The 22215-nt window shown below is 65.8% G+C and carries 21 protein-coding genes; 16 read left to right on the top strand and 5 right to left on the bottom strand.

What is annotated here, in order from left to right; translation table 11 throughout:
• Position 1 precedes the first annotated feature (1 nt).
• The 14 genes from NLI84_RS13340 (at position 2) to NLI84_RS13275 (ending at position 17476) form a co-directional block, all read left to right on the top strand.
• Positions 2-2662, top strand: coding sequence for a DUF2169 family type VI secretion system accessory protein (locus tag NLI84_RS13340; RefSeq protein ID WP_255990972.1), 2661 nt, complete (start codon positions 2-4; stop codon positions 2660-2662).
• Positions 2659-3726: a pentapeptide repeat-containing protein gene (locus tag NLI84_RS13335; RefSeq protein ID WP_255990971.1), complete on the top strand. Its 1068-nt coding sequence runs from the start codon at positions 2659-2661 to the stop codon at positions 3724-3726. Before NLI84_RS13340 ends, NLI84_RS13335 begins: the two co-directional genes overlap by 4 nt.
• Positions 3723-4268: a DUF3540 domain-containing protein gene (locus NLI84_RS13330; protein WP_255990970.1), complete on the top strand. Its 546-nt coding sequence runs from the start codon at positions 3723-3725 to the stop codon at positions 4266-4268. Before NLI84_RS13335 ends, NLI84_RS13330 begins: the two co-directional genes overlap by 4 nt.
• 12 nt (positions 4269-4280) lie before the next feature.
• Complete coding sequence (locus tag NLI84_RS13325) at positions 4281-4679, top strand: DUF4150 domain-containing protein (protein ID WP_255990968.1); 399 nt, start codon at positions 4281-4283, stop codon at positions 4677-4679.
• Positions 4680-4683: 4 nt separating this feature from the next.
• Positions 4684-5148 carry a hypothetical protein gene (locus tag NLI84_RS13320; protein ID WP_255990967.1) on the top strand — a complete coding sequence of 155 codons (465 nt, stop codon included), beginning with the start codon at positions 4684-4686 and terminating at the stop codon, positions 5146-5148.
• An 11-nt stretch (positions 5149-5159) separates the two neighbouring features.
• Positions 5160-6566, top strand: coding sequence for a type VI secretion system baseplate subunit TssK (tssK, locus tag NLI84_RS13315; RefSeq protein ID WP_255990966.1), 1407 nt, complete (start codon positions 5160-5162; stop codon positions 6564-6566).
• Positions 6559-7344, top strand: a complete 786-nt coding sequence (locus NLI84_RS13310) for a DotU family type IV/VI secretion system protein (RefSeq protein WP_255990965.1) — start codon at positions 6559-6561, stop codon at positions 7342-7344. The genes tssK and NLI84_RS13310 overlap by 8 nt, the downstream gene beginning before the upstream one ends.
• Complete coding sequence (locus NLI84_RS13305) at positions 7341-11246, top strand: type VI secretion protein IcmF/TssM N-terminal domain-containing protein (RefSeq protein ID WP_255990964.1); 3906 nt, start codon at positions 7341-7343, stop codon at positions 11244-11246. The genes NLI84_RS13310 and NLI84_RS13305 overlap by 4 nt, the downstream gene beginning before the upstream one ends.
• Positions 11247-11265: 19 nt before the next feature.
• Positions 11266-11625 carry a hypothetical protein gene (locus NLI84_RS13300; RefSeq protein ID WP_255990961.1) on the top strand — a complete coding sequence of 120 codons (360 nt, stop codon included), beginning with the start codon at positions 11266-11268 and terminating at the stop codon, positions 11623-11625.
• A gap of 20 nt (positions 11626-11645) precedes the next feature.
• A complete protein-coding gene (gene tssA, locus NLI84_RS13295) occupies positions 11646-12785 on the top strand; it encodes a type VI secretion system protein TssA (RefSeq protein ID WP_255990959.1) in 1140 nt (379 codons plus the stop codon).
• Between the two features lie 481 nt (positions 12786-13266).
• Positions 13267-14025: a hypothetical protein gene (locus NLI84_RS13290; protein WP_255990954.1), complete on the top strand. Its 759-nt coding sequence runs from the start codon at positions 13267-13269 to the stop codon at positions 14023-14025.
• A 129-nt stretch (positions 14026-14154) separates the two neighbouring features.
• On the top strand, positions 14155-14691 hold the full coding sequence (locus NLI84_RS13285; RefSeq protein WP_255990952.1) for a hypothetical protein: 537 nt from the start codon (positions 14155-14157) through the stop codon (positions 14689-14691).
• Positions 14692-14781: 90 nt separating this feature from the next.
• Entirely contained in the window at positions 14782-16698 is a 1917-nt protein-coding gene (locus tag NLI84_RS19160; RefSeq protein ID WP_255990950.1) for a GNAT family N-acetyltransferase, read from the top strand.
• A 16-nt stretch (positions 16699-16714) separates the two neighbouring features.
• Positions 16715-17476 (top strand): hypothetical protein, encoded by a 762-nt coding sequence (locus NLI84_RS13275; protein WP_255990948.1) that lies wholly within the window; start codon positions 16715-16717, stop codon positions 17474-17476.
• A 28-nt stretch (positions 17477-17504) separates the two neighbouring features.
• Here NLI84_RS13275 and NLI84_RS13270 read toward each other — a convergent pair whose 3' ends face one another.
• Positions 17505-17921, bottom strand: a complete 417-nt coding sequence (locus NLI84_RS13270) for a hypothetical protein (protein ID WP_255990947.1) — start codon at positions 17919-17921, stop codon at positions 17505-17507.
• 62 nt (positions 17922-17983) lie between these two features.
• Between NLI84_RS13270 and NLI84_RS13265 the strand changes: the two genes are divergently transcribed.
• Positions 17984-19117: a hypothetical protein gene (locus NLI84_RS13265; RefSeq protein ID WP_255990942.1), complete on the top strand. Its 1134-nt coding sequence runs from the start codon at positions 17984-17986 to the stop codon at positions 19115-19117.
• Between the two features lie 79 nt (positions 19118-19196).
• Here the strand turns inward: NLI84_RS13265 and nfi are convergent, their stop codons facing one another.
• The 4 genes from nfi to NLI84_RS13245 all read right to left on the bottom strand — a co-directional run bounded on the left by nfi (position 19197) and on the right by NLI84_RS13245 (position 21441).
• Positions 19197-19919, bottom strand: a complete 723-nt coding sequence (gene nfi / locus NLI84_RS13260; RefSeq protein WP_255990940.1) for a deoxyribonuclease V — start codon at positions 19917-19919, stop codon at positions 19197-19199.
• A gap of 66 nt (positions 19920-19985) precedes the next feature.
• Positions 19986-20327: an FKBP-type peptidyl-prolyl cis-trans isomerase gene (locus NLI84_RS13255; RefSeq protein ID WP_255990939.1), complete on the bottom strand. Its 342-nt coding sequence runs from the start codon at positions 20325-20327 to the stop codon at positions 19986-19988.
• Positions 20328-20403: 76 nt separating this feature from the next.
• The gene (locus tag NLI84_RS13250) at positions 20404-20985 is read right to left on the bottom strand and encodes a hypothetical protein (RefSeq protein ID WP_255990934.1); all 582 of its coding nucleotides are present in this window, start codon (positions 20983-20985) and stop codon (positions 20404-20406) included.
• Between the two features lie 30 nt (positions 20986-21015).
• The gene (locus NLI84_RS13245) at positions 21016-21441 is read right to left on the bottom strand and encodes a site-specific integrase (protein WP_255991008.1); all 426 of its coding nucleotides are present in this window, start codon (positions 21439-21441) and stop codon (positions 21016-21018) included.
• Between the two features lie 267 nt (positions 21442-21708).
• Here NLI84_RS13245 and NLI84_RS13240 point away from each other — a divergent pair, with 267 nt between their 5' ends.
• Positions 21709-22140, top strand: a complete 432-nt coding sequence (locus NLI84_RS13240; RefSeq protein WP_255990933.1) for a hypothetical protein — start codon at positions 21709-21711, stop codon at positions 22138-22140.
• Positions 22141-22215: the final 75 nt, after the last annotated feature.

Genomic DNA, 22215 nt, shown 5'->3' with positions numbered 1-22215 from the left:
GATGAAAACGATCAAGCCCCTCACCCTCGGCATCCTGCATCGGCCCTACACGCTGGCAGGCCGGCATCGCTTTGCCATTGCTGCGTTGGGCTTCTTCCGGCTGGGCGAGGACAACCCGCGCTTTCTCGCCGAGAACCTGCAGTGGCCGCGCGTGTTGCCGCAGCTGCCGGCGATGCAGCCGCTCGACGAGGTTTGGCCCAAGGCGCAAGGCGAGGTGCTGCTGTGCGGCTCGGCGCATGCGCCGGGCGGCGCCCCGGTCGCGGCCATGGATGTGCGCCTCGCGTGCGCCGGCGTCGACAAGACGCTGCGCGTGACCGGCGATCGCGAATGGCTGTACGGCCTGATCCCGCTGTTCCAGATCGGCCAGCCGCAACCCTTTACCGAAATGCCGTTGACCTGGGAGCGCGCCTTCGGCGGGGCGCGTCACCCAGCCAACCCGGTCGGTTGCGGCTACGCGCCCAATCCGCTGACCGCCTTCTTCGGAACCAACCGTGGCGCCATGCCCAATGTGGCGGCGCCCCATGCGCCGGTGCGCGGTCACCTGCACCGGTTGGCGCCGCAGGGCTATGGTCCCATCGACCTGCGCTGGGCGCCGCGCAAGCACCATGTCGGCAGCTACAAGGCGCATTGGCTGGCGCACGAGGCACCGGGCCTCGCCGGCGACACCGGCCACGATTTCTTCCAGCGCGCGCCCGAGGACCAGCGCCTGTCGGGTTTCTTCGCCGGTGGCGAGACCTACCGCATCGAGGGCATGCACCCGGAACTGCCGCGGATCGAGGGCACACTGCCCACGCTGGCCGCGCGCGCCTTCGTGCAGCGGCAGGGCCAGCCCTTGTCGGCGCTGGAGGCGGTGCCGCTGTGCTGCGATACCGTGTGGTTCTTCCCCGGCGAGCGGCTGGGACTGATGGTGTGGCACGGCGAAACGGCGATCGACACCGCCGAAGGGCTGGACATCGCCACCGTCATCGTCGGTTACGAGGCCGCGCACGACGCGCGCTCGCTGGCGTATTACCGCGACGTGCTGGCGTTGCGGCTCGACCCGGAAACCGCGGCGCAGCACGCCTTCAACGAATCGCAGATCGCGGCGAGTTTCACACCGGCGCAGGCGACCGATCGTGCGGCGCGCAAGGCGCTGGCGCAGGCCAGCGAGCAGGCGCAGCGCCAGGCGCAGCTCGACGAGCTCGATGCCGAGTTCTGGCGCGAGGCCGGCATCGCGCCACCGACCGACCACCAGCCGCCGCGCGCCGAAGAGGCCGACTTCCCCACGCTGAGCGCCGAGCAGGTGGCCGAGAGCGATTTCGACCTGACTGAGATGGTGGCCAGCGCCAAGGCGCTCGTCGACGCCGCCAAAACCAAGGCCGAAGCACAGCAAGCCGAGCTGGCCGCCATGCCGCAGGTGCAGCCGCAAGCCAAGGAAATGCGGGTGCAGCAACAGGAAGCGTATGCACGCGCCAGCCTGCCGGCGTTCGATCTGCTGCCGCCGGACGCGGCGCAAGCGCAGGTCGACGCCGAGGCCGAGGCACTATCGGCCGCGCTCGACAATGCCATCGCCAACGGCGCGCCGATTTCGCCGGAACAACTGGCGCAAGCCCGCGCTGGCCTTGCCGAACGGGCCGCGCGCGAGCGTGCCGCCCGCCGCGCCGCGCCCAGGCCCGGCGTCGAGTCCTTGCCGCCTGAACTGGCGCGCTGGCTGGGCGAGTTGGCGCTGCAATGGCTGCGTGGCGGCGCTTCGCTTGCCGGGCGCGACCTGGCGGGCGCCGATCTGTCCGGACTCGATTTCTCCGGTGCCGACCTGCGCGAGGTGATGCTGGAGCACGCCAATCTAAGCGGCACGCGCCTGGCAGGCGCCAACCTCGCCGGCGCCGTGCTGAGCGCCACGCGGCTCGATAACGCCGATTTCACCGCGTGCCGGCTCGCCGGCGCCAATCTGTGCGGCAGCCGTGGCACGGCGACGGATTTTTCCGGCGCCGATCTCACCGGGGTGATGGCGCTGGAGGCCGCCTGGCCGCAGGCCAGACTGATCGGCTGCCAGCTCAAGGACTGGGTGGCCCCCGAGATCGTGCTCGATGGAGCGGACCTGTCAGGAGCTCGGCTGGAAACGGCGCTGCTGCTCGGCGCCCAGGCGTCCAGCAGTCGCTGGCTGGGCGCGCTGCTCGACAAGAGCGTGCTGCTCAATGCCGTGCTCGCCGACGCCGATTTCAGCGGCGCGCAACTGGTGCGGACCACCTTGCTCGACGCCAGCCTGCCTCGCAGCCGCTGGGATGGTGCGAGCTGGACCTCGTGTCCGCTGGGCGGCAAGGCCGACTGGCAAGGCGCTTCGCTGCGTGGCGCCTCGGCCTCGGCCAGTTCCTGGCGTGGCGCCGCCATGCAGGGCGCGGATCTGGGCGCGTCCCGCCTGATCGGCTGCGACTTCGGCGAGGCCGATCTGCGCGGTGCGGATCTCGCAGCCGGCGTCTTTGCGCGCTCGCTGTTCATGCAGGCGACGCTCGCCGGCGCCGACGCGCGTGGCGCCGATTTCTACCAGGCGCTGTTGCGGCAAAGCGATTGCCGTGGCGCCGATTTCACCGAGGCCAACCTGGTGCAAGCCGATTTCTCGAGCGCCGACATCGGCGATGCGATCTGGGCCAGGGTCAGGCTGGAACCGAACCGGAGTGTGGCATGAGCGATGAGCGCTGGGTGGACATCGACAAGGCGATAAGGCTGGGCCGGCCGCTGGCGAAGGCGAACCTCGCCGGCCTTGACGCGCGCGGCCGCTCGCTGGCGGGCCTCGTGTTGCAACAATGCGTGCTGGTCGGCGCGGAGCTTGCCGGGGCCGATCTGACCGGCACCACCTTTATCGAGTGCGATCTGACCGGCGTCGATTTCTCCCAAGGCAGGCTCTACACCACGCATTTCGTCCAGTGCATGCTGGCCGGATCGCGCTGGGCGGGCGGGCACTACGAGCTGCTGTCGCTGATTGAATCGGACCTGAGTGCCAGCGACTGGCGCGGGGCCACGCTGGCGCTGTCGTCGCTGGTGCGTTGCAAGCTGAGCGGCATGGACGGCTCGCGGCTCACCTTGCTGCGCTCGGCGGTGCTCGAAGGGGAAGCCGCCGGATTGCGGCTCGACGGCGCGCGGCTCGACCAGGGCGTGCTGCAGGATATCGACCTCGCCCATGTCTCGCTGGCCGGCATCAGCGCCGACGTCGCGGTGCTGCTCAACGCCAATCTGGCCGGCAAGTCGCTGGCCGGCGCCACGCTGACCCGCTGCACGCTGATGGGCGCCGACCTGACGGGCACCGATCTCACCGGCGCCACGCTGACCGGCTCCAATTTGCGCCAGGCAAGGCTATGCGGCACCCGGCTCGTCGACGCCAGTGCCGCCAACCTGCTGCTGCTCGGCGCCGAACTCGTCGACGCCGATTGCCGCGGCGCCGATCTCTCGGGCGCCATCTTCCAGGAGGCGCGCCTGACCGGTTGCCGGTTCGATGGCGCGCAACTGGCCAAGAGCGTGTGGACCGGCGCGCGCCTGGAGCGCGTGTCGCTCGCCGGCGCCGACTGCACCTTCGCCCGCTTCGAGCATGCACGTGGGCAATACCTCGACTGCACGCGCGCCCGGTTCGATCACGCTAGCCTGCACGACGCCGATTTCAGCCACTGCGACTGGAGCGGCGCACGCCGCCGCGGCACGCGGGGCACCGATTCTTTCCTGCTGGCCGCCCAGGCTGGCCTTTTGGAGGCCGCATGATGCAAATCCACGACCGCTCGACCACCACCGTCATCCCGGCGCTGGCCGATGCGCTGCTCGTCGTCGCCCTCGACGACGGCCGCTTCCTGCTCGATGACGGCCGCATCGCTTGCCAGGCGGCCTCCTGCCTGTTGACGCCGCAATCGGGGGACCGTGCCCTCGTTGCCGCCTGCGCCGGCGGCGAATGCTTTGTCGTGCACCTGTTGACGCGCTCGGGCGACGAGGCGGTGCTGTCGGTACCCGGCGCCCGGCAACTGGCGATCAACCAGCCAGCCATTGCCTTCAACGCCGCCGAGACGATCACGCTGCGCGCGCTGGGTGATATGTCGCTGGCCTCGGCCACCGGCACGCTGACGCTGAACGCCCGCAATCTCTTCACCACGGTGACCGACACCCTGGTCGAGCAGACCCGCCACTACGTCGGCCGTGCCGAGCAATACCTGCTCGATGCGCGCCAGCTACTGCGCCTGCACGGCAAGCAGGCGCTGATGACGGCGGAGAAGGACGTGAAGGTCGATGCCGACCGGATTTCGATGGGTTGAGGGAGGAGTTCCATGTTCGCCAACGTCAATCTCGGGGTGATGAATTTCGCGTTCCCCGACGTGTGCAAGGTGCCGACGCCGGCAGGGCCGATTCCGCTGCCGTTTCCCAATATCGCGATGTCGTTCAGCCATATCCCGTCGGTGTTCAACATCCTGTTCGGTGGCGGGCTCGCCGAGAACATGCTGACGCAGGGCACGGTCAGCAACGGCGACGAGCCAGGCGTTGCCACGGGATTGATCTCCAACGTGGTGATCGGGCCGGATCGCCAGGTGCTGGGCAGTTTCAAGGTGCTGGTGTCGGCGGTGTTCGCGATGCGGCTCACCTCGCTGTCGCTGCAGAACGGCATGCTGCCCAACACCGTGGGCGCTTCGCTCACGCCGGCGCAGTTCCGCGTGATCCTGTTGGGATGAGCTGATGAAACGCGTTTTCCTCCTTGCGCTGATCGCACTGCTGGCCGGTTGCACCACGGTGAAGAAATGGGTGTACGGCGATCCCTTGCCCGCCGAGGTGAAATCGGTACGCGTGGTGGCCGAGATCGGCGCCAATGGCGACAACGCGACGGCGCTCGATCTGGTGTTCGTCTACGACGTGAACGCGCTGGCGCTGCTGCCCAAGACCGGCCCCGAATGGTTTGCGCAAAAGCGCGCGCTGCAGGCGAGCCTGGCGACCGGCATCGACGTGGTGCCGCTGGAAGTGCCACCGGCCACGGTGATCGCGGCCGCGCCCATGCCCCGCCGCCACGGCAAGGCCATCGGCGTGTACGCCTTTCCCAATTACGTCGCCGCGGCGGGTCAAGCCGTCGGCAAGCTCACCCCGTTCAAGCGACCGACCGTGCGGCTGATGCCGGACACCGTCGAATACCGCGACGACGCCAACTGAAGGGACAGATCATGGAGCAATACACCACCCTGCCGGATCCGCTGCAATGGTCGGAAGGATTGATGCTGTCGCCGCAGCATCTGCAGCAGCACGATATCTACCTGCACGCACAGCTCACCCACCGCTTGATGAGCCTGACGCCGCATTTCTGGGGCGTGCGTCGGTTGGAGATCGATACCTTGCGCGTGGCGAGCGGTACGCTGCGCGTCACCGAGCTCGAATGTATCCTGCCCGATGGCCTCGCCGTGCTGTTCCCCGGCCACTACGGCCACGTCTCGCTGGAAGTGGATATCGCCAAGCCCTTGTCCGAGCGTGCCGGGTCGCAACGCGTGTGGCTGGTGGTGCCGGCCCGCGGTACCACGGCGGCGACGCTCGGCAGCGCGGTGCAGCGCTTCGATCCGGTCTCGGGCGAGCTTGCCGCTGACGAGAACACCGGCGACGGCCAGGTGCCGATCGAGCGGCTGCGCGCGCGCATCAGCCTCTATGTCGGCAACGATGTGCCGGCACGCTATACCGCCTGCCCGATCGCCGAGGTCGAGCGTGATGACAAGGGCCTGTTGCGGCTCACCCGCTACCACCCGCCGATGATGCGCATGGATGTTTCGGCCTTCCTCAAGGAGCAGGGGCTGTCATGGCAGCTGCGCCTTATGATGCAGGAGTTGTGGAGCAAGGCGCGCACGCTGGCGGGCGATCGCCAGGATGGCCAGCACGACGATCTGCCCAGCGAGCAGCATCGCGCGCTAGCGGCGGCGCGTCACCTGGCGCTGGGCCTGCCCTCGCTGGAAGTGGCGGTGTCGGCGGGCGACATCCATCCGGTGCTGCTCTATCGCGCGCTGATGCAGATGGTCGGTGCGGTGGCGTCGATCGGCGCCAATCCGATTCCGCCGATTCCGGATGCGTATCGCCACGACGACTGCGTGGCGCAGTTTGACATGGCGATGGGCTACATCCGCGACAAGCTGGCGCTTGTCGATACCGCCTACGATAGCCAGCCGTTCGCGCGGGTGGGCGATTCGGGCTTTGCACGCCGCCTGCCCGACGATGTGGGCGAGGTGCTGATCGAACTCAAGCCACGCGCCGGGCAGACGCTGTCCGAGATCGCGCACTGGCTGGGCGAATGCCGCATCGGCAGCGACGAGCTGATGCCGGTGCTGCAGACGCGCCGCCTGCCCGGTGCCACCGTGCGCGCGCTCAGCCCCACCGAAATCAACGCCCGCAAGCTCAAGCCCGGTAGCGCCTTCTTCATCGTGCAGAACGAGCAGCTGGAGATCAACGGCGATCTGGCCCATGCCTACCGGCCGGGCCGCTCGCTGCTGATCCAGGGCGTGGCCAACCTGCATATGCCGGCGGCCATCCTGCTGTATCGCAGCAAGATGTCGATTCCGGCGCAGCGCGTGGCGGAGCCGACTCATGGCTGATGTCGCGCGCGCCTCCCATTTCCTGCTCGGATGCTTCGCCGAATTCTACGAAGAGGTGGCGAGCATCAAGCTTGCCAACGAGCAGGGGAGGCTGCCCGCCTATCTCGCCATCGGCGAGGAGGCGCCGTCGATGCGCGGCGCCGATCTGGCCGCGCGCGTCAGCGCCCGGCTGATGGAGGTGCTGGGCCGCCAGACCCGCCGCGTGCGCGAGAACGGCTCGGATGCTGATGGCCGCGCCTATGCCATCGCCCAGTATGTGATGGCGGCGCTGGCCGACGAGATCTTCATCCTGGAGCTCGACTGGCCCGGGCGCGATCCCTGGCTGCACGTGATGCTGGAGTACCGGCTGTTTCACACCCACAACGCCGGGCGCCGTTTCTTCGAGCTGGCGAGCAAGCTGCTGCAGACGCGCGCCGGTGCGCGCAACCCGCTGCATATCGATCTGGCCGCCGTATTCCTCTTGGCGCTGCAGCTCGGGTTCAAGGGGCAGTATCGCGGCCGGCACTGGGATGCGGCGCTCAAGGCGTTGCGGCAGAAGCTGCACCGTTTCGTCGAGGGCCGCGCGCAAGAGCGCGACGACGGCCACCTGTTCTGGCAGGCCTACGAACACACCCGGCGTGGCGAGGACAAGCGTCTGGCGCCATTACGGCCTTGGCTGATCGCGCTGGCGATCGCCGCCGGCATTTATCTCGTCGCCTCGAAGGCGCTGTGGTTCTGGTCGCTGCAGCCCATCGAAGTGCTGTTGCAGCAAAAGAGTGAACAAGGGGCTGACAGGTGAGCACGCTTTTCATTGGCCTACTGGTAGCCGCCTTCGTCGTTGCGCTGATCGCCCTGTGGCTGATCTGGCGGGCACGCAAGCCCATGCCCATCTCCGCGGTGAATACGTCGGCAGGATCGTACAAAACGCTGAAAGAGCGCGGACTGGGCCTGCTGCAGACGCTCGACTACATCGGCACGCGGCGCGAATGGCGCTATCGCGAACCCTGGGTGCTGTTGCTGGGCGAGCAGGGTGCCGGCAAGTCCAGTCTGATCGCTTCGCTGTCGTCGCACCTGCGTCGCGATATCGGCGAGCGCGAACAGAAGCTGCGGGCCAAGAGCTGCGAATGGCATTTCCTGCACCACGGCGTGCTGATCGACGCCGACGGCAAGCTCGCCAACGCGCCCGCCGACAGCAAGGAGGGGCGCGACTGGAGCTCGGTGCTCACCGAGATTTGCGATCAGCGGCCCGAGCGCGCCATCGACAGCATCGTGGTGGTGGTCGCAGCGCCGGCGCTGGCGCGTAGCAGCGCTGAAGTCCGCGACGAGATGGCGGACCGGGTCTACCGCCAGCTCTACCAGGTGCAGGAGCGGTTCGAGTTCCTGCTGCCGGTCTATGTGGTGGTCAGCCAGTGCGACGGCATCGATGGCTACGCCGCCTACTGGCAGGCGCTGGGCGCGCGCGACGATGCGACATCGCGCGACCGCAAGCAGCTGATCGGCTGGTCGGCGCCCGCCGTCGCCGAGGGCGCCACGCCCAAGGAATGGGCCGAGGACGCGATGGACGTGATGTACGAGCGGCTGAAGACGCTGCAGCTCGACGCCGCCGCCGAGAACGACCAGATCGCCGATGCCGATCGTTTTTTCCTGTTTCCGCGCCACTTCCAGCAATTGCGCGAGCCACTGGGCCAGTGGCTGTCGGTGGTGTTCCGCGGCTCGGCCTGGCATCCGGGCTTCTATTTCCGCGGCGTGTACTTCACTGGCAGCAGCGAGGCGAACGGCCTGCCGTCGAGCACCGGCGCGCGTTGCACCAGCGTCGAATTCGTCGACGCGCTGATCGAGGACAAGGTACTGGCCGAGCCCATGCTGGCGCGGCCGGCGCGCACGGGGGTGTGGTCGCGCAACCGCGTGATCCGCAAGCTGCAGGTGGGGGGCATCGTCGGTTTTCTGCTGCTGTGCGTGGCACTGGTGTGGTCCACGGTGCGATTGCAGCACCAGGTGCAGACCCTCAAGCATTCGCTGGAAATCGTCGAGCGGGTGAGTAGCGATTGCGCCAGCGCCGAGCAGGTGTACGGGCTGATCCGGCAGATGACGCACATCGATACCGACCTCACCTATCTCGCCATTCCGGTGTCGTGGTTCGACGGCCATGCCACCAGCGAGAGCGCGCACTATATCGCCGAGGAAGGCTTCAACCAGGTGATCATGCCCAGCATCAGCTGCTACCTGGGCAAGCGGGCGCAACACCTGTTCGAGGACAGCCAGAAATCCATCCTCGGCAACGGCAACCTGGCGTATTTCGACGCACGCGAACGGCTGCAGAGCAACCTCAAGCGCCTGATCGAGCTGGAAACCAATCTGTCGCGTTTCGAATACATCGAAAAGGCGAGCACGCCGGCCGACAGCCCGCGCGTGATGAAGGAGTTCGCCGAGCTGGCGCGCTACGCGTACGGTAAGCCGCTGCCCGACGAGGTAAGCAGGGAAAACGGCGCGTTCTCGGACGCGCTGGCCGCGGTGCAGGGTAATCTGCACCCGAACCTGCCGCAGGCGATGCGCACCCAGCTCACCCGGCAGTACGGGTTGCAGGCGACGCAAGTCCAGCAAGCGCTGCAAAAATCGGTGCAGGCGGGGAACAAGCTGCTGGCGGCCTTGCAGGCGCAGCAGGAACCCATCTTGCAGAACACGCGCGATTTCACCCAATGGCTGACCTGGGTGCGCAGCGAATGGCTGCGGCCGGGCAAGGGTAGCGATCCGTGCTCGCGCATCCAGACGCAGCTACGCGCCGATTTCGTCGCGCTGGAGCAGCGCAACCACGATTACGCGCAGCTGTTCTCCTACCTTGCGCAGTTCGATGAAACCAGCTGCACCCGTCCCGCGCAAACCGTGCTGGCCAATCTGCAGCTGCCGCCCTACGGCCTGCTGTTCGCGCAGAAGGACGGTGGCCTGGAGCTGAACCAGGCGCTGGAGGACGAACTGCAGGGCCTTGCCACCCTCGTCAACCTCGATTACATGCAGGTGGCCAGCCCCCGGCGCTTCCAGTGCCTGTCGGCCAGCGTGGGCTGGCGGCCGGCCATGGTGAACACGGCCGCCAACTACGTGGCCGAATACCAGCGCTTCAAGGCCAAGCTGCCCAAGGACGACACGCTGCCGGACTACACGCGGCCGATGTATGACCGGCTGGCGCGCCGCGCGCTGCAGAACGTGCTCGACGACACGATGCGCCAGGCCCAGATGCCCGCCGACAACGGCACCGTGCTGACGCGGGTTTCCACCGACGCGCTGTCGCAGGCCGATGAGCAACTAGCGCGCGAGAGCGAGGATATGGCGCGGGTGGTCGACCCGCTGCTGGGCGTGCTGCGGCTCTACGATCAGCTGGGTTTCACCGCCAGCGGCGCGCAAGTGACGCAGTGCACCCGGGATTACGCAGCCGACAGCCTGGCACGCGTCGATGCGCTCGCGAGCCAGAGCCGGCTGTACGACCCCACCCAGGGCCCGCTCGATGGCCAGTTCTTCGCGCTGGGTTCCACCCCAGTGGTCAAGGACTATCTGGCGCGGCAGGTTTCGCGCGGCGGCGTGCTGGCAGGCTACGCCCAGCCTTTCGTGGAGCTGCTGCAGAACGCCGGCGTGATCGACGAATCGCAGCGCGCCAATCCGCAAACGGCCGAGTACTGGACCAATACCATCGGCGAGCTCAATCGCTACGTGCAGTTCAAGGAGCCCAGCGGCCAGGTCGCCAAGCTCGACGATCTCTTTCTCAAGCAGTTCGAGACGCTGAGCTACGAGAACTGCAGTAAGACCTTGGCCGACTACAAGGCGCCCGGCTACGGCAACGACCTGTTCTCGATCCGCCGCCAGGCGCTGGAGCAGAAGGTGGCGCTGCGCTGCAAGGATCAGCGCCAGGCAGCGGCGGCGGAAAGCTGGCGCGAGTTCGCCGATCGCTTCAATCGCGAACTGGCCGGGCGCTACCCGTTCGGCCCGCTCACCGCGCGTGATGCCTCGCTCGCGACGGTGAAGCGCTTCTTCGCCGATTACGACGCCGAGCGCGCCCGGCTGGAAAAGGTGCTCGACGACGTGCCGGTGGAGTACCTGCAATCGGCCGACGATTTCCTCGACGGGCTCGACGCGGCCAACGCCTTCTTCAAGAGCACGCTCACCGCCGGCGACATCAGCCTGCCGGTGCAGCTCGACCTGACCTTCCGCGCGCAGACGGCCGACGCCGCCGGCAGCGAGCAGCTCTTGAACTGGACGCTCACCAGCGGCGAGCGCCAGGCGGGCTTTCCCAACCGCAGCAGCACGCTGCCCTGGCCATGGGGCCAGGTGCTGGTGCTCGATCTGCAATGGGCCGATCGCTCGGTGTGGCGACCGTTCGCCGACGCGCGCCAGAGCGATCTGACGGTGGACGGCCAGGTGGCAAGCTTTGTCGCCACCGGTGAATGGGCGCTGTTGCGGCTGATCCGCAGCCACGGACCGCGCGGCGTACAGACGCGCGATCCGGCCGACCCGACCCGGCTGTTGCTGGAGTTCAACGTACCCACGGCCAATCCCGGCCAGCCCGACGGCCGTACCGAGCAGCGCCCCATGCGCGCCTATCTCGGCATGAAGCTCTCGGGCGTCGACCCCAAAACGAAAGCCGTGCAGCCGCTGACGCTGCCGGCGAGTTTCCCGCAACGCGCGCCGCTGCTCTGGCCGAGCGGCGGTTCATGACCAAGATCAGGAGCTGAATATGTCCACATCTGGAAGCGGGAGCGGCAAGTCGTTCGCGTTCAACCCCAATGCGCCGGCCTTTACACCCAAGACCCCGTCGCCGCCGCCGCCGCCGCCGCCGCCACCGCCACCGCCACCGCCACCGCCACCGCCGGCTCCGTTCCCCTATGTCCGGGAGTTCACGACCGTGGCGCAACAGCAGACTGGTCGCGGGCGCTCGTACTCGGTTGGTATGTATGACCCGGTCTCGGATATGCGTACCCAGCGCTTTCACAGCCATGTCGATGATTTTCGACCCGACAGCGGACGGTGGACAGCCAAGCCCGATGCCCCCGGTTCGCGCGGCGGCGTTGGCAAGATCACGTTCCCCAAAATTTGATCGGGACTAGGAGTGCGGTCATGACTACGAACCAGCAGCAAGAACGTATCGCCCAATATGCCCGTGACCAATGGGGCACGGATCTGGAGCAGATGCTCGCTCCCATCGCAGGAAGCACCCCTACGGGAGCCGCCTTGCGCAATGGGCCTGTCTACCGTCAGATCGAGGAAGCACGCCGCGCCGACGACGCCACGCTGCCGCAGGGCACCTGGGAGCACGAGCTCAAGCGTGCCGACTGGGATCGCGTGTCCACGCTGGCCGCGCAGGCCATTGCCGGCGAAAGCAAGGATCTGCAGCTCGCCGCCTGGCTGCTCGAAGCCGAGCTCAACCGCAACGGCTTTGCCGGCATCGCCTGCTGCCTCGCGCTGATCGATGGCCTGTGCCAGCGCTTCTGGGATGGCCTGTATCCGGCCGCGCCCGATGGCGATCTGGACTACCGCGCCAATGTGCTGCGCTGGCTGAACGATAAGCTCTTGCCCGCCCTGCGCCGCATTCCACTCACCGCCACCGGGCGCGACCGGGACTACACCTGGGCCGACTGGGACCAGGCGCGGCGCAACGAGCAACTCAAGGCCTCGGGCGGGCGCAATGCGCCTCCAGCGGAAGGGGCCGTCCAGGCGGAGGTATCAGCCGCGGTATCGGCCACCGGCAGCGATGCGTATGGCTGGCTCTTTTGTACGCTGAGCGATGCGCTTGCGGCCGCCGAAGCGCTGTCCGCCACGCTCGACGAGCGCTTCGGCGACGACGCACCCAGCCTGCGCACCTTCACCGGCCTTATGGAACAGATCCAGGGCGTGATCGCTGCCGAGTTGAAGAAGCGCGGTATCGATGCGGGCGCCTTGCGCTTTACCGAAGCGGCGCCCGAGCCACACCACCACGCTGAGACGCCGCGGATCGAGGAGGACGACTTCTACCCGCCGGTGGGCGGCGCACTGGGCCCGATTTCCGGGCGCAATGAGGCCTACGCACGCCTTGCCGAGGCGGCCGACTACTTGATGCATATCGAGCCGCACAGCCCCGTGCCCTATCTGATCCGCCGTGCGATCGAGTGGGGCAACCTCAACACGGTCGAGCTCTACCAGGAGGTGTTCCTGCGCCTCGGAGGGCAGCTGAGCGTGTTCGAGATGCTGGGGCTGGAAGTGCAGCAGCAGGGTAAGTGAGCGGCGTTACCCCGCCATGGCTTCGGAAAGCTCATCCAAGCGTTTGCGCATCGAACCGGTGCAGACAACGGAAAGCACCCTCAAGCGTCCGCGTAGCGCGCTCGCGCCGATGCTGCGCCCTCAGGCGCCAAGCGGCAGCACCGCGCCGCATCCCGGCCTGCAGCAATCCATGATGCAGGTTCATGGCGCGGAGAGCCCCAAAACACTGGTGCGAGATGAGGGGTTTCGCGCACAGGTCACGCACTGGGCGGAGCAGCAGCGCGCCGCCAGCACGACGGCAGCACCGACACAACCCGCTGAACTGCAGATAGACCTTCGCCGTTTCAGTGGAACCTCAAAAGACGTGAAAGCCGATGCAGTAAAGCAACTTGGCGGGCCGTACTCCGGTGGCAATCAGGGGGGCATGTTTCCGTCGACGCCCAGCCACACGCTTCGCCAGTTGCCGGATCATGTCGATGAAACCTATAGCCGACCACGGCAAATGCTCTCGCAACTGAGCGACATGATGTACCACTCGGCCACGCACGCTGGCAAAGCCGATACCCACTCGGCGATGGAGCCGGTCGAAATCCAGTTCGGCTATGGCATCAAGGACGGCCGGCTCGATCTGTTTGCCAGCGGCAACACCAAGGAAAGCCAGCAGTGGCTGTTGCAACAGCGCGGCAAGTCGCCGCACGAGCATATTGCCAAGGCGGCACTGGCCGAGAATGCCGATCTGGCCGCATCCGCAACCAAGCTGATGTTCCACAAGGAAAACCAGGCACGGCGTGCGCGGCAGATCGATGAGGCGGCGCCGCCGGAGGATAGGGCCGGCTTGCACGCGGGGCTGGGCACCGCCGATGTGATCCACGCCAAGTTCATGACCGGCGACTACACCGTGGTGACCAATACCGCTCCGGGCAAGGACCCGCGCCATGCCGAGCAGAACATCGGTGAGGCGCTGCATCAGGAGCAGTATCAGCACGGCGATATGGACGGCACCAAGATCCGCTGCGGATCGTGCGCCGCCTCGCTGGGCGCCAACCTGAGCAGCCCCGGGGGCACGCACTACAGCGGCAAGTTCTACACCAGCCAGGCTGCTCCAGAGCATTGGCAGACCTTGCATGGACAGATCGCCAGCGGCACGCACCAGGTGGTGACCAGTTTGCCCAGCCGGCCTCGCGCCAACAGCTATCCATCGTTGCCCGCGGTATCGCTGCCGGTGGCCACGACCAGCAGCGGCGAAGGCGGCACGCATTGAGCGGGGTACGAGATCGCAGACCCATACCCGCCTTCGGCCGGGGCGTTCAGACCGCCGCTGGTCAAAAGCGGGAAGCAGGAAAACGCGGTAGGCAGTGAATCGAAGTGTTTATTACTTAAGGAGCGCCGTATGGCCAGCAGTAGCAAGAAACGCAAGGACAACAGCAAGCCCCTGCCCAGCGTGGGCGCATTCCACGAACGCGAGCTGGTGCGCAACGACATCTATACCGCGCCCAAATCGGATTTCCCGCCTATCCAGCCCGGTGTGGGCGGCGACGGCCTGAGCAGCTATCCGCACCTGACCCACAAGAGCAAGGAGCGCGCGGAGCATCTGACCGACGTGCGCCTGGTGGGCACGGTGGATGCGCATGGCTCCCGGTTCAACATCCACGAACGTTTCCATCGGGACAACACGCCTGGCAGCCAGCCGATCCATGACCGCTTTCTCGCGACCACGGCCACCGGTGTCGTGCATACGGCGACCAGTGCGCTCGATAGCACCCAGCACCAGCCCAAGGGGGCGAAAACGCCATCGCGTGGCGATGAAGTCTTCGACAAGACCCGGCTCAAGACGCACCTGACGTTCAACGTATCGCCGACGGCGGCTACCAACCATCCGCCGCTCAGCCCGCGCACGCAGCGGCGCACGCTGGATGGCAATGGCTGACACCGCGTGCCGGCCGACCCGGGCAAGCCAGGAAGCTCGCCATGCAGCCAGCAGATGTCACCAGATCCAGCCCGGAACCAGGAGAATGCCGTGACCCTTGCCGAAACTGATGTGCGCGCCGATTCCGGCGAGACTGGTGAGCAATTTCTCGCCGAACAGTCCTCGTTGCATCCTGAGCTCGCCGACTGGCTGGTCACGCCGCTGCTGGCGCAGGCCTGGTCCGACGCCATCGTCGACTACTGGTTGATCGCGCAGGCGGCAGGGCGTGTCGATCCACGCCTGCCATTCGCAGTGTTCGATCTGGCGGGGGCGGGCAGCCCTTGGCTTGTGCCGTTGCTGGCACGCGTCCAGGCACGGCTGCAGATGCTGGGTCGGGGCGACTGGCAAGTCGTGGCGGCCGAGCCCGGATGCGTCAGCGCCAACCCGGCCGTGATCTTGGCGCTGGGCGTGTTCGGCCGGGAGGCAGCCGGCATCTACGGGGTGCATTACGGTCGCCTGATGTGCGGGCAGCACCGCTGGTGCGATGATGGCTGGCAGCTCGATTGGCACGACGGCAGCCCAGAATCCGACGCCGGGATGGTGCAATGCTATCTGCGGCAGCTCAATAGCGCGGCGTTCTCGATTCCGCACCAGGTGTTGCGCCGGATCGATGCGCTGGAACAGGTCGCACCAGCCGGTTATTTGCTGCTGGCGCTCGATCCGGGCGTGATTGCGCTCTGCGACATACGGCTTGGCGCGCTGGCGCCGCCTGCCCAGCCGGGGGCGGCGCCGGTCAATTTCGAGCTGCTGGCGCGTTACCAGCGGCAGCGCGGTGCGCGGGTGCACGATCGGCAGGACAAGGTGGGCGGCTGGACCCTGCACTTGGCCTGGCAAGGGGCCTGGGCGGAGGACGCCGTGATTGATGCATTGTTCGAGCGGCTGGGCGCCGTGTTGCCCACCGACGGCGCCGGCCTGGTCGAACTGGCCGAGCAGACCGCACCCAGCCTCGCGCTGTTGCGGCTGGGGGGGCACGATCCACGGCTGCTGGCGCGCATGTTGCCCCGTCTGATCGAAGCGCCCCCCGAGGGCGACGAGGCGCTGCGTGGCGCGTGGCGCGAGGCGCTGTGCCATGTAGGGCGGCAACTGGCCGGCTGGTGCCTCGAGGCCGGCTTTGCCGTCGAAATGGCCTATGTCGCAGCGCATTTCGGCGATTTCGCCCTGGCGCGCGCGCTGCTGCTGGCGGCGTTGGAGGCCGACCCTGACCACCCCGGCGCCCACTACTACCTGGCCGAGCTCGACGCGCTGACCGGCGCCATGCCGGATGCGCTGGCCCGGCTGCGGCACCTGCTGGCCATGCAGCCGGAACTCGCGGCGGCCCGCGAACTGCATGACAGGCTGGGCGAGACGCTGGCGCGCCGCGCCGCGCTGCCGTGGTGGGCGGCGGACGGCCTGCGCGATGCCGAGCTGAGCCTTGAGCCGCTCGGGGCCGAGCATGCCGTCGCGCTGCATTATCAGTACCGCGATCCGCAGATCGGCATGATGACGCGCCTGCCCGAGTTTGAGGCAGCGGCCGAATTTGTCGCTTGGCTGGCCGATCAAGCGGCCGATCCCGCACGCCAGGGCTACGCCATCGTGCTCGATCATGCCGGTGCGGTCGGTGTGATTTCCAGCCATTGGCGTGGCGATGCGGGCTACCTGCATTTCTGGCTGGGGCCGGATTGGCAGGGGCAGGGCCTGGCGCAGCGGGCCGTGCAACTGGTCCTGCGCAGCCTGCCAGCCGGCAAGGCGTTCTACACCTCGGCCTATCAGGACAACTACCGCTCGCTGCAGGTGCTGCAGCGCAGCGGCTTTGTGCCACTCGATTGCAGCGCCCAGGAACCGGACGAGGATCTGCGCTTCTACTGCTACCCCCATGGGGACGAACGGAGCCTGGCTTGCCTGCTCACCGGGCTAGATAGCCCGATCCAGCTCGATGACGCACAGATGCGTTCGAGCGAGATGGCAACCCGCACTTATGCAATGACGTAACGAGAGGAGATGGATCGTGGATAGCGAAAGCGGCAACAAGCGCGTTACCCGGCATCAGGAAAAGCTGAAAGTGCTGGAGGAGACCAATCGCGCCAAACTGCAAAGCACCAGTTTCAGCCACCAGGGCTTTGATACCACGTCGCTGATGCAAACGGCGCATCAGTCCAGCAAGCAAGGCAGCCTCGAGGATACGGTGCGCTGGCAGATGCACGGCCAGATCGCGTTGGGCGCGGTGCGTAGCGACCATGGTATTGGCAATGTCACGCCGAGCTTCACGCAGGATGCGCTCAATGCGCTGCGCAACAAGAAGGTGAGCGGCAACATCGTGCAGCAGGACTTGCGCATCAATCCGCAAAAAGGGGGTAGCTACGATGGCCACATGGTCACGGTATCGCGGGTGGTGAATCACGGCGATATCGCGGACGACAAGGAAATCGGCAACCCCAAGAGCCCCAACCCCTATAGCAGCGATGTCCAGTATGACCGGGCGCACCGGGCGCCTTTCAGCCTGACTGGCGCCGAGAGCAATACCTACAACACGGTCTGGGCGCCGCACTACCCCAATATCGCGGTCGATAGCCATATGGAGCGCAAGGCGCTCGACAAATTCAAGAAATATGGCGACAACAAGGTGTTCTACGTGGCGGCCGATTCCCACGATCGCTCGACCGTTGGCGTGGTGTACGACCGTGGCGATAATCCGGGAAAAAGCAAGAAAACGGGCTTGCAAAAAGAGCGCTTCAAGAGCGTGTTCGCCCAGTACGAACGCAAGTTCTAGGCGGCGGCGGTTACGCCCGGCAGCGTGTTCAGCGTCGCAACCGCACTGAAATGCTCGGCCCGTACACGGTGACATCGGTGAGCGGTGCTTCGCCCGGCTGGCCCAGCGGTTCGGTGCGCGGCAGCGGATCAGCTGCGCCCGGCTGGTTGTTGGGCGAAGTGGCGCCGCCGACCAGCTCGGCACGGGTCAGTTCGGATACCTGGTGGTAGAGGATGGTCTGGCTGCGCTGCGGTAGCGGCACGGTCTTGGCTGGTAGCGGCGGCTGGCGTGGCGAGCGCTCGGGCATGCCCCACTGCCGGTAGACCACGGCGCGGCGATCGTCCTCCAGCGGCTCGCTGCGTGCCAGCGCCGGCCGCCCGGCGCCATCGGGCCGGGTGACATGGACCTCATGGCTGCGATTGCGCAGGCCCAAGGGGTAGGGAAGGAAGAGGGAGCGTTGGCGCATAGCGCAGTATTTCTGTTCTGGCCTGCGAAGTGCAAGTCAGAAATCCGATTGGAGAAGCGAGGATGGATGCAAGCAAGAAAGCACCAGATGGCCCGAGAGGGGGTCGCGATGCGTCACCGATCGCGAAGCGTTTCAAGCGCATCGAGTTTGCCGGGCCCAACGTATCCCCGGTGACGCAGACCATTCCGGTCGTGGGCAAGGCATTGCGCGAGCAACTGGAGGAGGTGAGCGGCAAAACCCGCACCGGGACGCAACTGGCCACCATCTTTCCGGTCAAGTTCAGGAACGAAGGCACGCCGCAGGCGGAGATCTACCCGGTCAACGCGGTGTACCAGCTGAAAGAGCAGGTCCGCACCAACGACCAGCAGAAGTGGACCCAAGGCATGATGACCGGCTTCGGGCACGGCACCACGTGGGGGGAGATCCTGCCCACGACGCTGACGCCGGACTCCGCCACCAAGTACGGCCGTGCCATCAAGTCGGTCATGGGGGGGCCGGTCAAGACGTCCGATCTGGGTGACTACGTGGCGCCCGATACCCGAGAAGTCCATAAACGCAGTGGCGAAGTGGTCATCGAAAGGAATGCCCCGGGCAAGAAGCGTGAGTTGAACGAAGGGGCGGCCAAGAGCGAGGCTTTCCGTTTCATGTCGCCCGCGGTCACGTCTTTCGTCGAGGATCTCACCGGACGGCACGCCGCCAATACCCTCCACACCGGCTCCGCCGTGCGAGCAACATTCTTGCGGGCCAAGCTGGCACTGGGCAACGATGCATCCACCCGTACCGCCGACGACAATGCGATGCTGAGCGATTTCAAGGGCTATCTCAGCGGCCATCTGACCCAGTTGAAGAAGGACGGCGCCGCCAACCTCGCCGATATGGTCAGCGATGAGCACAAGCGCACGGGGGGGAGCGCCACTGCGGATAATTATCAGCAGACCACCGCCAACCTGCATCAAGAGCTGTTTCGCACCATCGACAATACCTTCGAGCGCAAGAAGGCCAAATTCGAGGCGAAGTGGCAGAAGTACACCGATGACAAGAAGATGGACCATGGTGCTGCCAGCGCCAGGATCGAGCAGAAGCTCGGGAAGTGGTGGGGCGAGCAGGCACGCACCAAAGCCGCAGTAGGTAATGCCGACCTGGATGCGTATCACGAGCACAAGTACGCGCGATATGGCATTGGACCGATAAAGTGAAGCGCAATGACCGCGTGCCCTTCAAGCTTCGCTTGAGGGGCGTGGAGATGGACGCAGGCCCCCCTTGGCACCCGGTTGATCACGTTGCAGCCTCGGGGCCTTCAGTTGCAGTGCCCGTCCGCTTGCATTCGCGCCGATACGCATTCACCGCGTCGTGCGCGGCCCGCGTGGTGATCGGCAGCCGGTAGCCTTGCAGCATCGATTGCACCAGCGTCAGCGCCTCCTGGTGCGTGATCAGGTGGCCTGCCGAGATCAGGATGGGCAGCGAGCGCGCCTTGCTCTTGAGCGCGGCGCCCAGCGTTTCGCCGGTTTTCGGGTCGAGGATGGGCGTGTGTTCGCCCGGTCGCTGCGGCGTTTGCCAGCGGCCATACAGATTGGACTTGGCCACGCCGACAGCAGGCAGATCCAATAGCACGCCCAGGTGCGCGGCGATGCCGAGCCGGCGTGGGTGGGTGATGCCCTGGCCGTCGACGAACAGCACGTCCGGCACCTGCCGCAGTTGCGCAAAGGCCTTGAGCAGCGCGGGGATCTCGCGGAACGACAAAAAGCCGGGCACATAGGGGAAGGCGGACTCGTGCACGGCGTACGCCGTTTCGAGCACGGTCAGCTCGGGGTAGCGGAACACCACCACGGCGGCGGAAAGCAGTGAGCCGTGCCATTCGGACGAGACATCGACTCCGGCCACATGGCGTACCGGGCCCGCCAGCGGCTGCAGCAACACCTGTTCGGCCAGGCGCCGTTGCAGCGCCGCGGCCTGTGCCAGCGGCATCACATAATCGTCTTCGAGCTGCGGCACATGCATGCGGGGCACTCCTGTGCGGGCCGGGTTCGCACCCTGGCCGGATGCGGTTGCAACCGGCGTGCCCGCTCAGTCGTCGCGCGTCAGCACGTCCAGCAGCTCGATCTCGAACACCAGGTTGGAGTGGGGCTTGATGTGGGCGCCGATCTGGCGCTCGCCGTAGGCAAGGTGGGCGGGAACGAACAGGCGGCGCTTGCCGCCCGCCTTCATGCCCAAGAGGCCGATATCCCAGCCCTTGATCACGCGGCCGGTGCCGATCACGCACTGGAACGGCTTGCCGCGGTGGTGCGAGGAATCGAACTCGGTGCCATCTTCCAGCGTACCGGTGTAGTGCGCGGTAATCAGCGCACCCTTGGCGATTTCTTTGCCCTCGCCAACGACGAGATCAGTGATTTGCAGCTCTTGACTCATGGCATTTCCCGTGCGGATAGGGTCGCGTCGGCGCTTTGCTAACAGCCGACAGGGGCGACAGTGTAGCCGAGGCGCTTCAGGCCCGGAATGACGAGGCACGTAGCTCGGCGAGCAGCCGTTCGATCTCGGCTTGTTTCTCGCCCAGCGCAGCCAGCCGCTCCGTCAATGCCGCCGAGACGGCGGCTGGACTGAGCAAGGCAGGATCCGCAGCGGCGGCCACCAGATCGACATCGCGTGCATGGGCAAGAAATTCGAGGATGGCGTTGACGAAGGCCGACTCGCGCGCCTCCATATCATCGGCGAGCTGGCGCAGCGCGACGAGCTCGTCGCTGCTGTGCAATGGCTTGATCTGCAGCAACGCGTCTTGCGCCAGGTGCAGTTCTTCGCAGATGCCCGATTCGTTGCAGGCGCGGCGCAGGAAATCGGTGTCGAGCAATCGCTGCAGCTCGGTGAAATAGGCGTTGCCATCGTGTTCCAGCCGACGCAGCCGATGCACGCCGGTTTCCAGCTGCAAGGTGATTTCGCGCAGCGACGAAGCCAGCGCGCGCATGGCGGTGCGGATGCCGCGCAGCGCCGTGTCGTGGTTGTCGCGCCCCGCTTGTACCCGCTTGAAGCAATAGGCGATCGCTTCCTTCCAAACATCGTCGATGAGGAACATGTGGCACTCCTTCTGCGGGTGATACGCCCTTCAGGCAAACAGGGCCGAACGCTGGCTGGATGGGGGCAGGCGCAGCGCTGCTGCGCGCCTTGACCAAGCCGGGTGCGAGCACCCGGCGAGCGATCCGTACAGATTGGCATGGCGAATGAACTCACGCTCGAAGAGGGCGGCCCGATGGCTGACCAGCGTTGGCGCGGCCATGGTGCCCAATGGCTGATCGAGCACTTGCCCATAGAGAAAAGCCAACGTGTTCAACGCCTGGGACTGCGTCGACGCTGACACCCGACGAGCCACTGCCAAGTGGTTCAAGAACACTTCGACTTCGGTGGTGCCCAGCGTGGCGGGATGCTGCTTGCCGTGGAAGTCGATGAACTGACGAATCGAGTATCGGTACGCCTGCTCAGTCTTGCGACTGAAATGCCTGCGTCGGCATACAGTGTAGACCTGATCGAGCAGACGAGGCTTAGTCGGAAGTACTCCCCATAACGTTACTCCTTAGCAACATGAAAAAAGCGAACAGTATGCACATGGTGCGTAAGGTACGTCATGCTCGTATGATTGACGCGCATATACGGACGGAGTTGGTATGAATTTAATATATATCAGGGACTTGTGCTGAATTTTAGGCGTCCGTATTATTGATAATGTACTGACGGAGCTGTCAGCCTATTAACTGTTAGGCACAATTAGCCAAGCACCTTTTCATCGGAATTGGAGTGACTCTTGAAGGCTGGGATTGCAATCACGCTTGAGTATCGACATGACCACATCGAAGATGCCGTATTGCGCTATTCGAGTCGAGAATGCAGCGTCTTTCTGGTGGTCGATGGACAAGAAGACGTCTGGTCTTTTGTCAAAATCACTTTCGATGGTGCTCTTTGCGCAAGAAGCGCCCGAACTGATTGCAGTCCCGCGATTGGCATCTATCCCCAGGAATCAGGAAAGAGTTTTATTGTTGAGCTCACAGATTCTTCGTGGCCGGTTGAGGCTAACAAAATGTATGTCTACCAAGATTCGCCTCTGAAGCCGCTCGGCAGGCACTTTGTGGTTTCCAATCACGATGTCTTCTACGAAATTCTTGCCGATTCATTTCAAGAGCAACTCATAGAGCCGGCGCATCCAGAGTACGGTCATGTCAAAAGCTATTTCCAATAGTTCATCAGTGCCTAACAACTCCGTCGAGAGGGACCGCCTGCAAGCTGTGCTTGCAGGTTCCCTTCGCGGCTTCGC

Origin of the sequence: Chitinolyticbacter albus (assembly GCF_024437655.1) — a bacterium.
Taxonomy (GTDB): domain Bacteria; phylum Pseudomonadota; class Gammaproteobacteria; order Burkholderiales; family Chitinibacteraceae; genus Chitinolyticbacter; species Chitinolyticbacter albus.
This window is presented reverse-complemented; position numbering and strand designations above follow the sequence as displayed.

Bases quoted from the DNA above. Each gene is read 5' to 3' on its own strand.
- NLI84_RS13335 (WP_255990971.1), top strand. From the start codon at position 2,659: ATGAGCGATGAGCGCTGGGTGGACATCGACAAGGCGATAAGGCTGGGC.
- NLI84_RS13310 (WP_255990965.1), top strand. From the start codon at position 6,559: ATGGCTGATGTCGCGCGCGCCTCCCATTTCCTGCTCGGATGCTTCGCC.
- NLI84_RS13285 (WP_255990952.1), top strand. From the start codon at position 14,155: ATGGCCAGCAGTAGCAAGAAACGCAAGGACAACAGCAAGCCCCTGCCC.
- NLI84_RS13255 (WP_255990939.1), bottom strand. From the start codon at position 20,327: ATGAGTCAAGAGCTGCAAATCACTGATCTCGTCGTTGGCGAGGGCAAA.
- NLI84_RS13290 (WP_255990954.1), top strand. From the start codon at position 13,267: ATGCTCTCGCAACTGAGCGACATGATGTACCACTCGGCCACGCACGCT.
- nfi (WP_255990940.1), bottom strand. From the start codon at position 19,919: ATGCATGTGCCGCAGCTCGAAGACGATTATGTGATGCCGCTGGCACAG.
- tssA (WP_255990959.1), top strand. From the start codon at position 11,646: ATGACTACGAACCAGCAGCAAGAACGTATCGCCCAATATGCCCGTGAC.
- NLI84_RS13265 (WP_255990942.1), top strand. From the start codon at position 17,984: ATGGATGCAAGCAAGAAAGCACCAGATGGCCCGAGAGGGGGTCGCGAT.
- NLI84_RS13300 (WP_255990961.1), top strand. From the start codon at position 11,266: ATGTCCACATCTGGAAGCGGGAGCGGCAAGTCGTTCGCGTTCAACCCC.
- NLI84_RS13325 (WP_255990968.1), top strand. From the start codon at position 4,281: ATGTTCGCCAACGTCAATCTCGGGGTGATGAATTTCGCGTTCCCCGAC.
- NLI84_RS13320 (WP_255990967.1), top strand. From the start codon at position 4,684: ATGAAACGCGTTTTCCTCCTTGCGCTGATCGCACTGCTGGCCGGTTGC.
- NLI84_RS13330 (WP_255990970.1), top strand. From the start codon at position 3,723: ATGATGCAAATCCACGACCGCTCGACCACCACCGTCATCCCGGCGCTG.
- NLI84_RS13340 (WP_255990972.1), top strand. From the start codon at position 2: ATGAAAACGATCAAGCCCCTCACCCTCGGCATCCTGCATCGGCCCTAC.
- NLI84_RS13250 (WP_255990934.1), bottom strand. From the start codon at position 20,985: ATGTTCCTCATCGACGATGTTTGGAAGGAAGCGATCGCCTATTGCTTC.
- tssK (WP_255990966.1), top strand. From the start codon at position 5,160: ATGGAGCAATACACCACCCTGCCGGATCCGCTGCAATGGTCGGAAGGA.
- NLI84_RS13270 (WP_255990947.1), bottom strand. From the start codon at position 17,921: ATGCGCCAACGCTCCCTCTTCCTTCCCTACCCCTTGGGCCTGCGCAAT.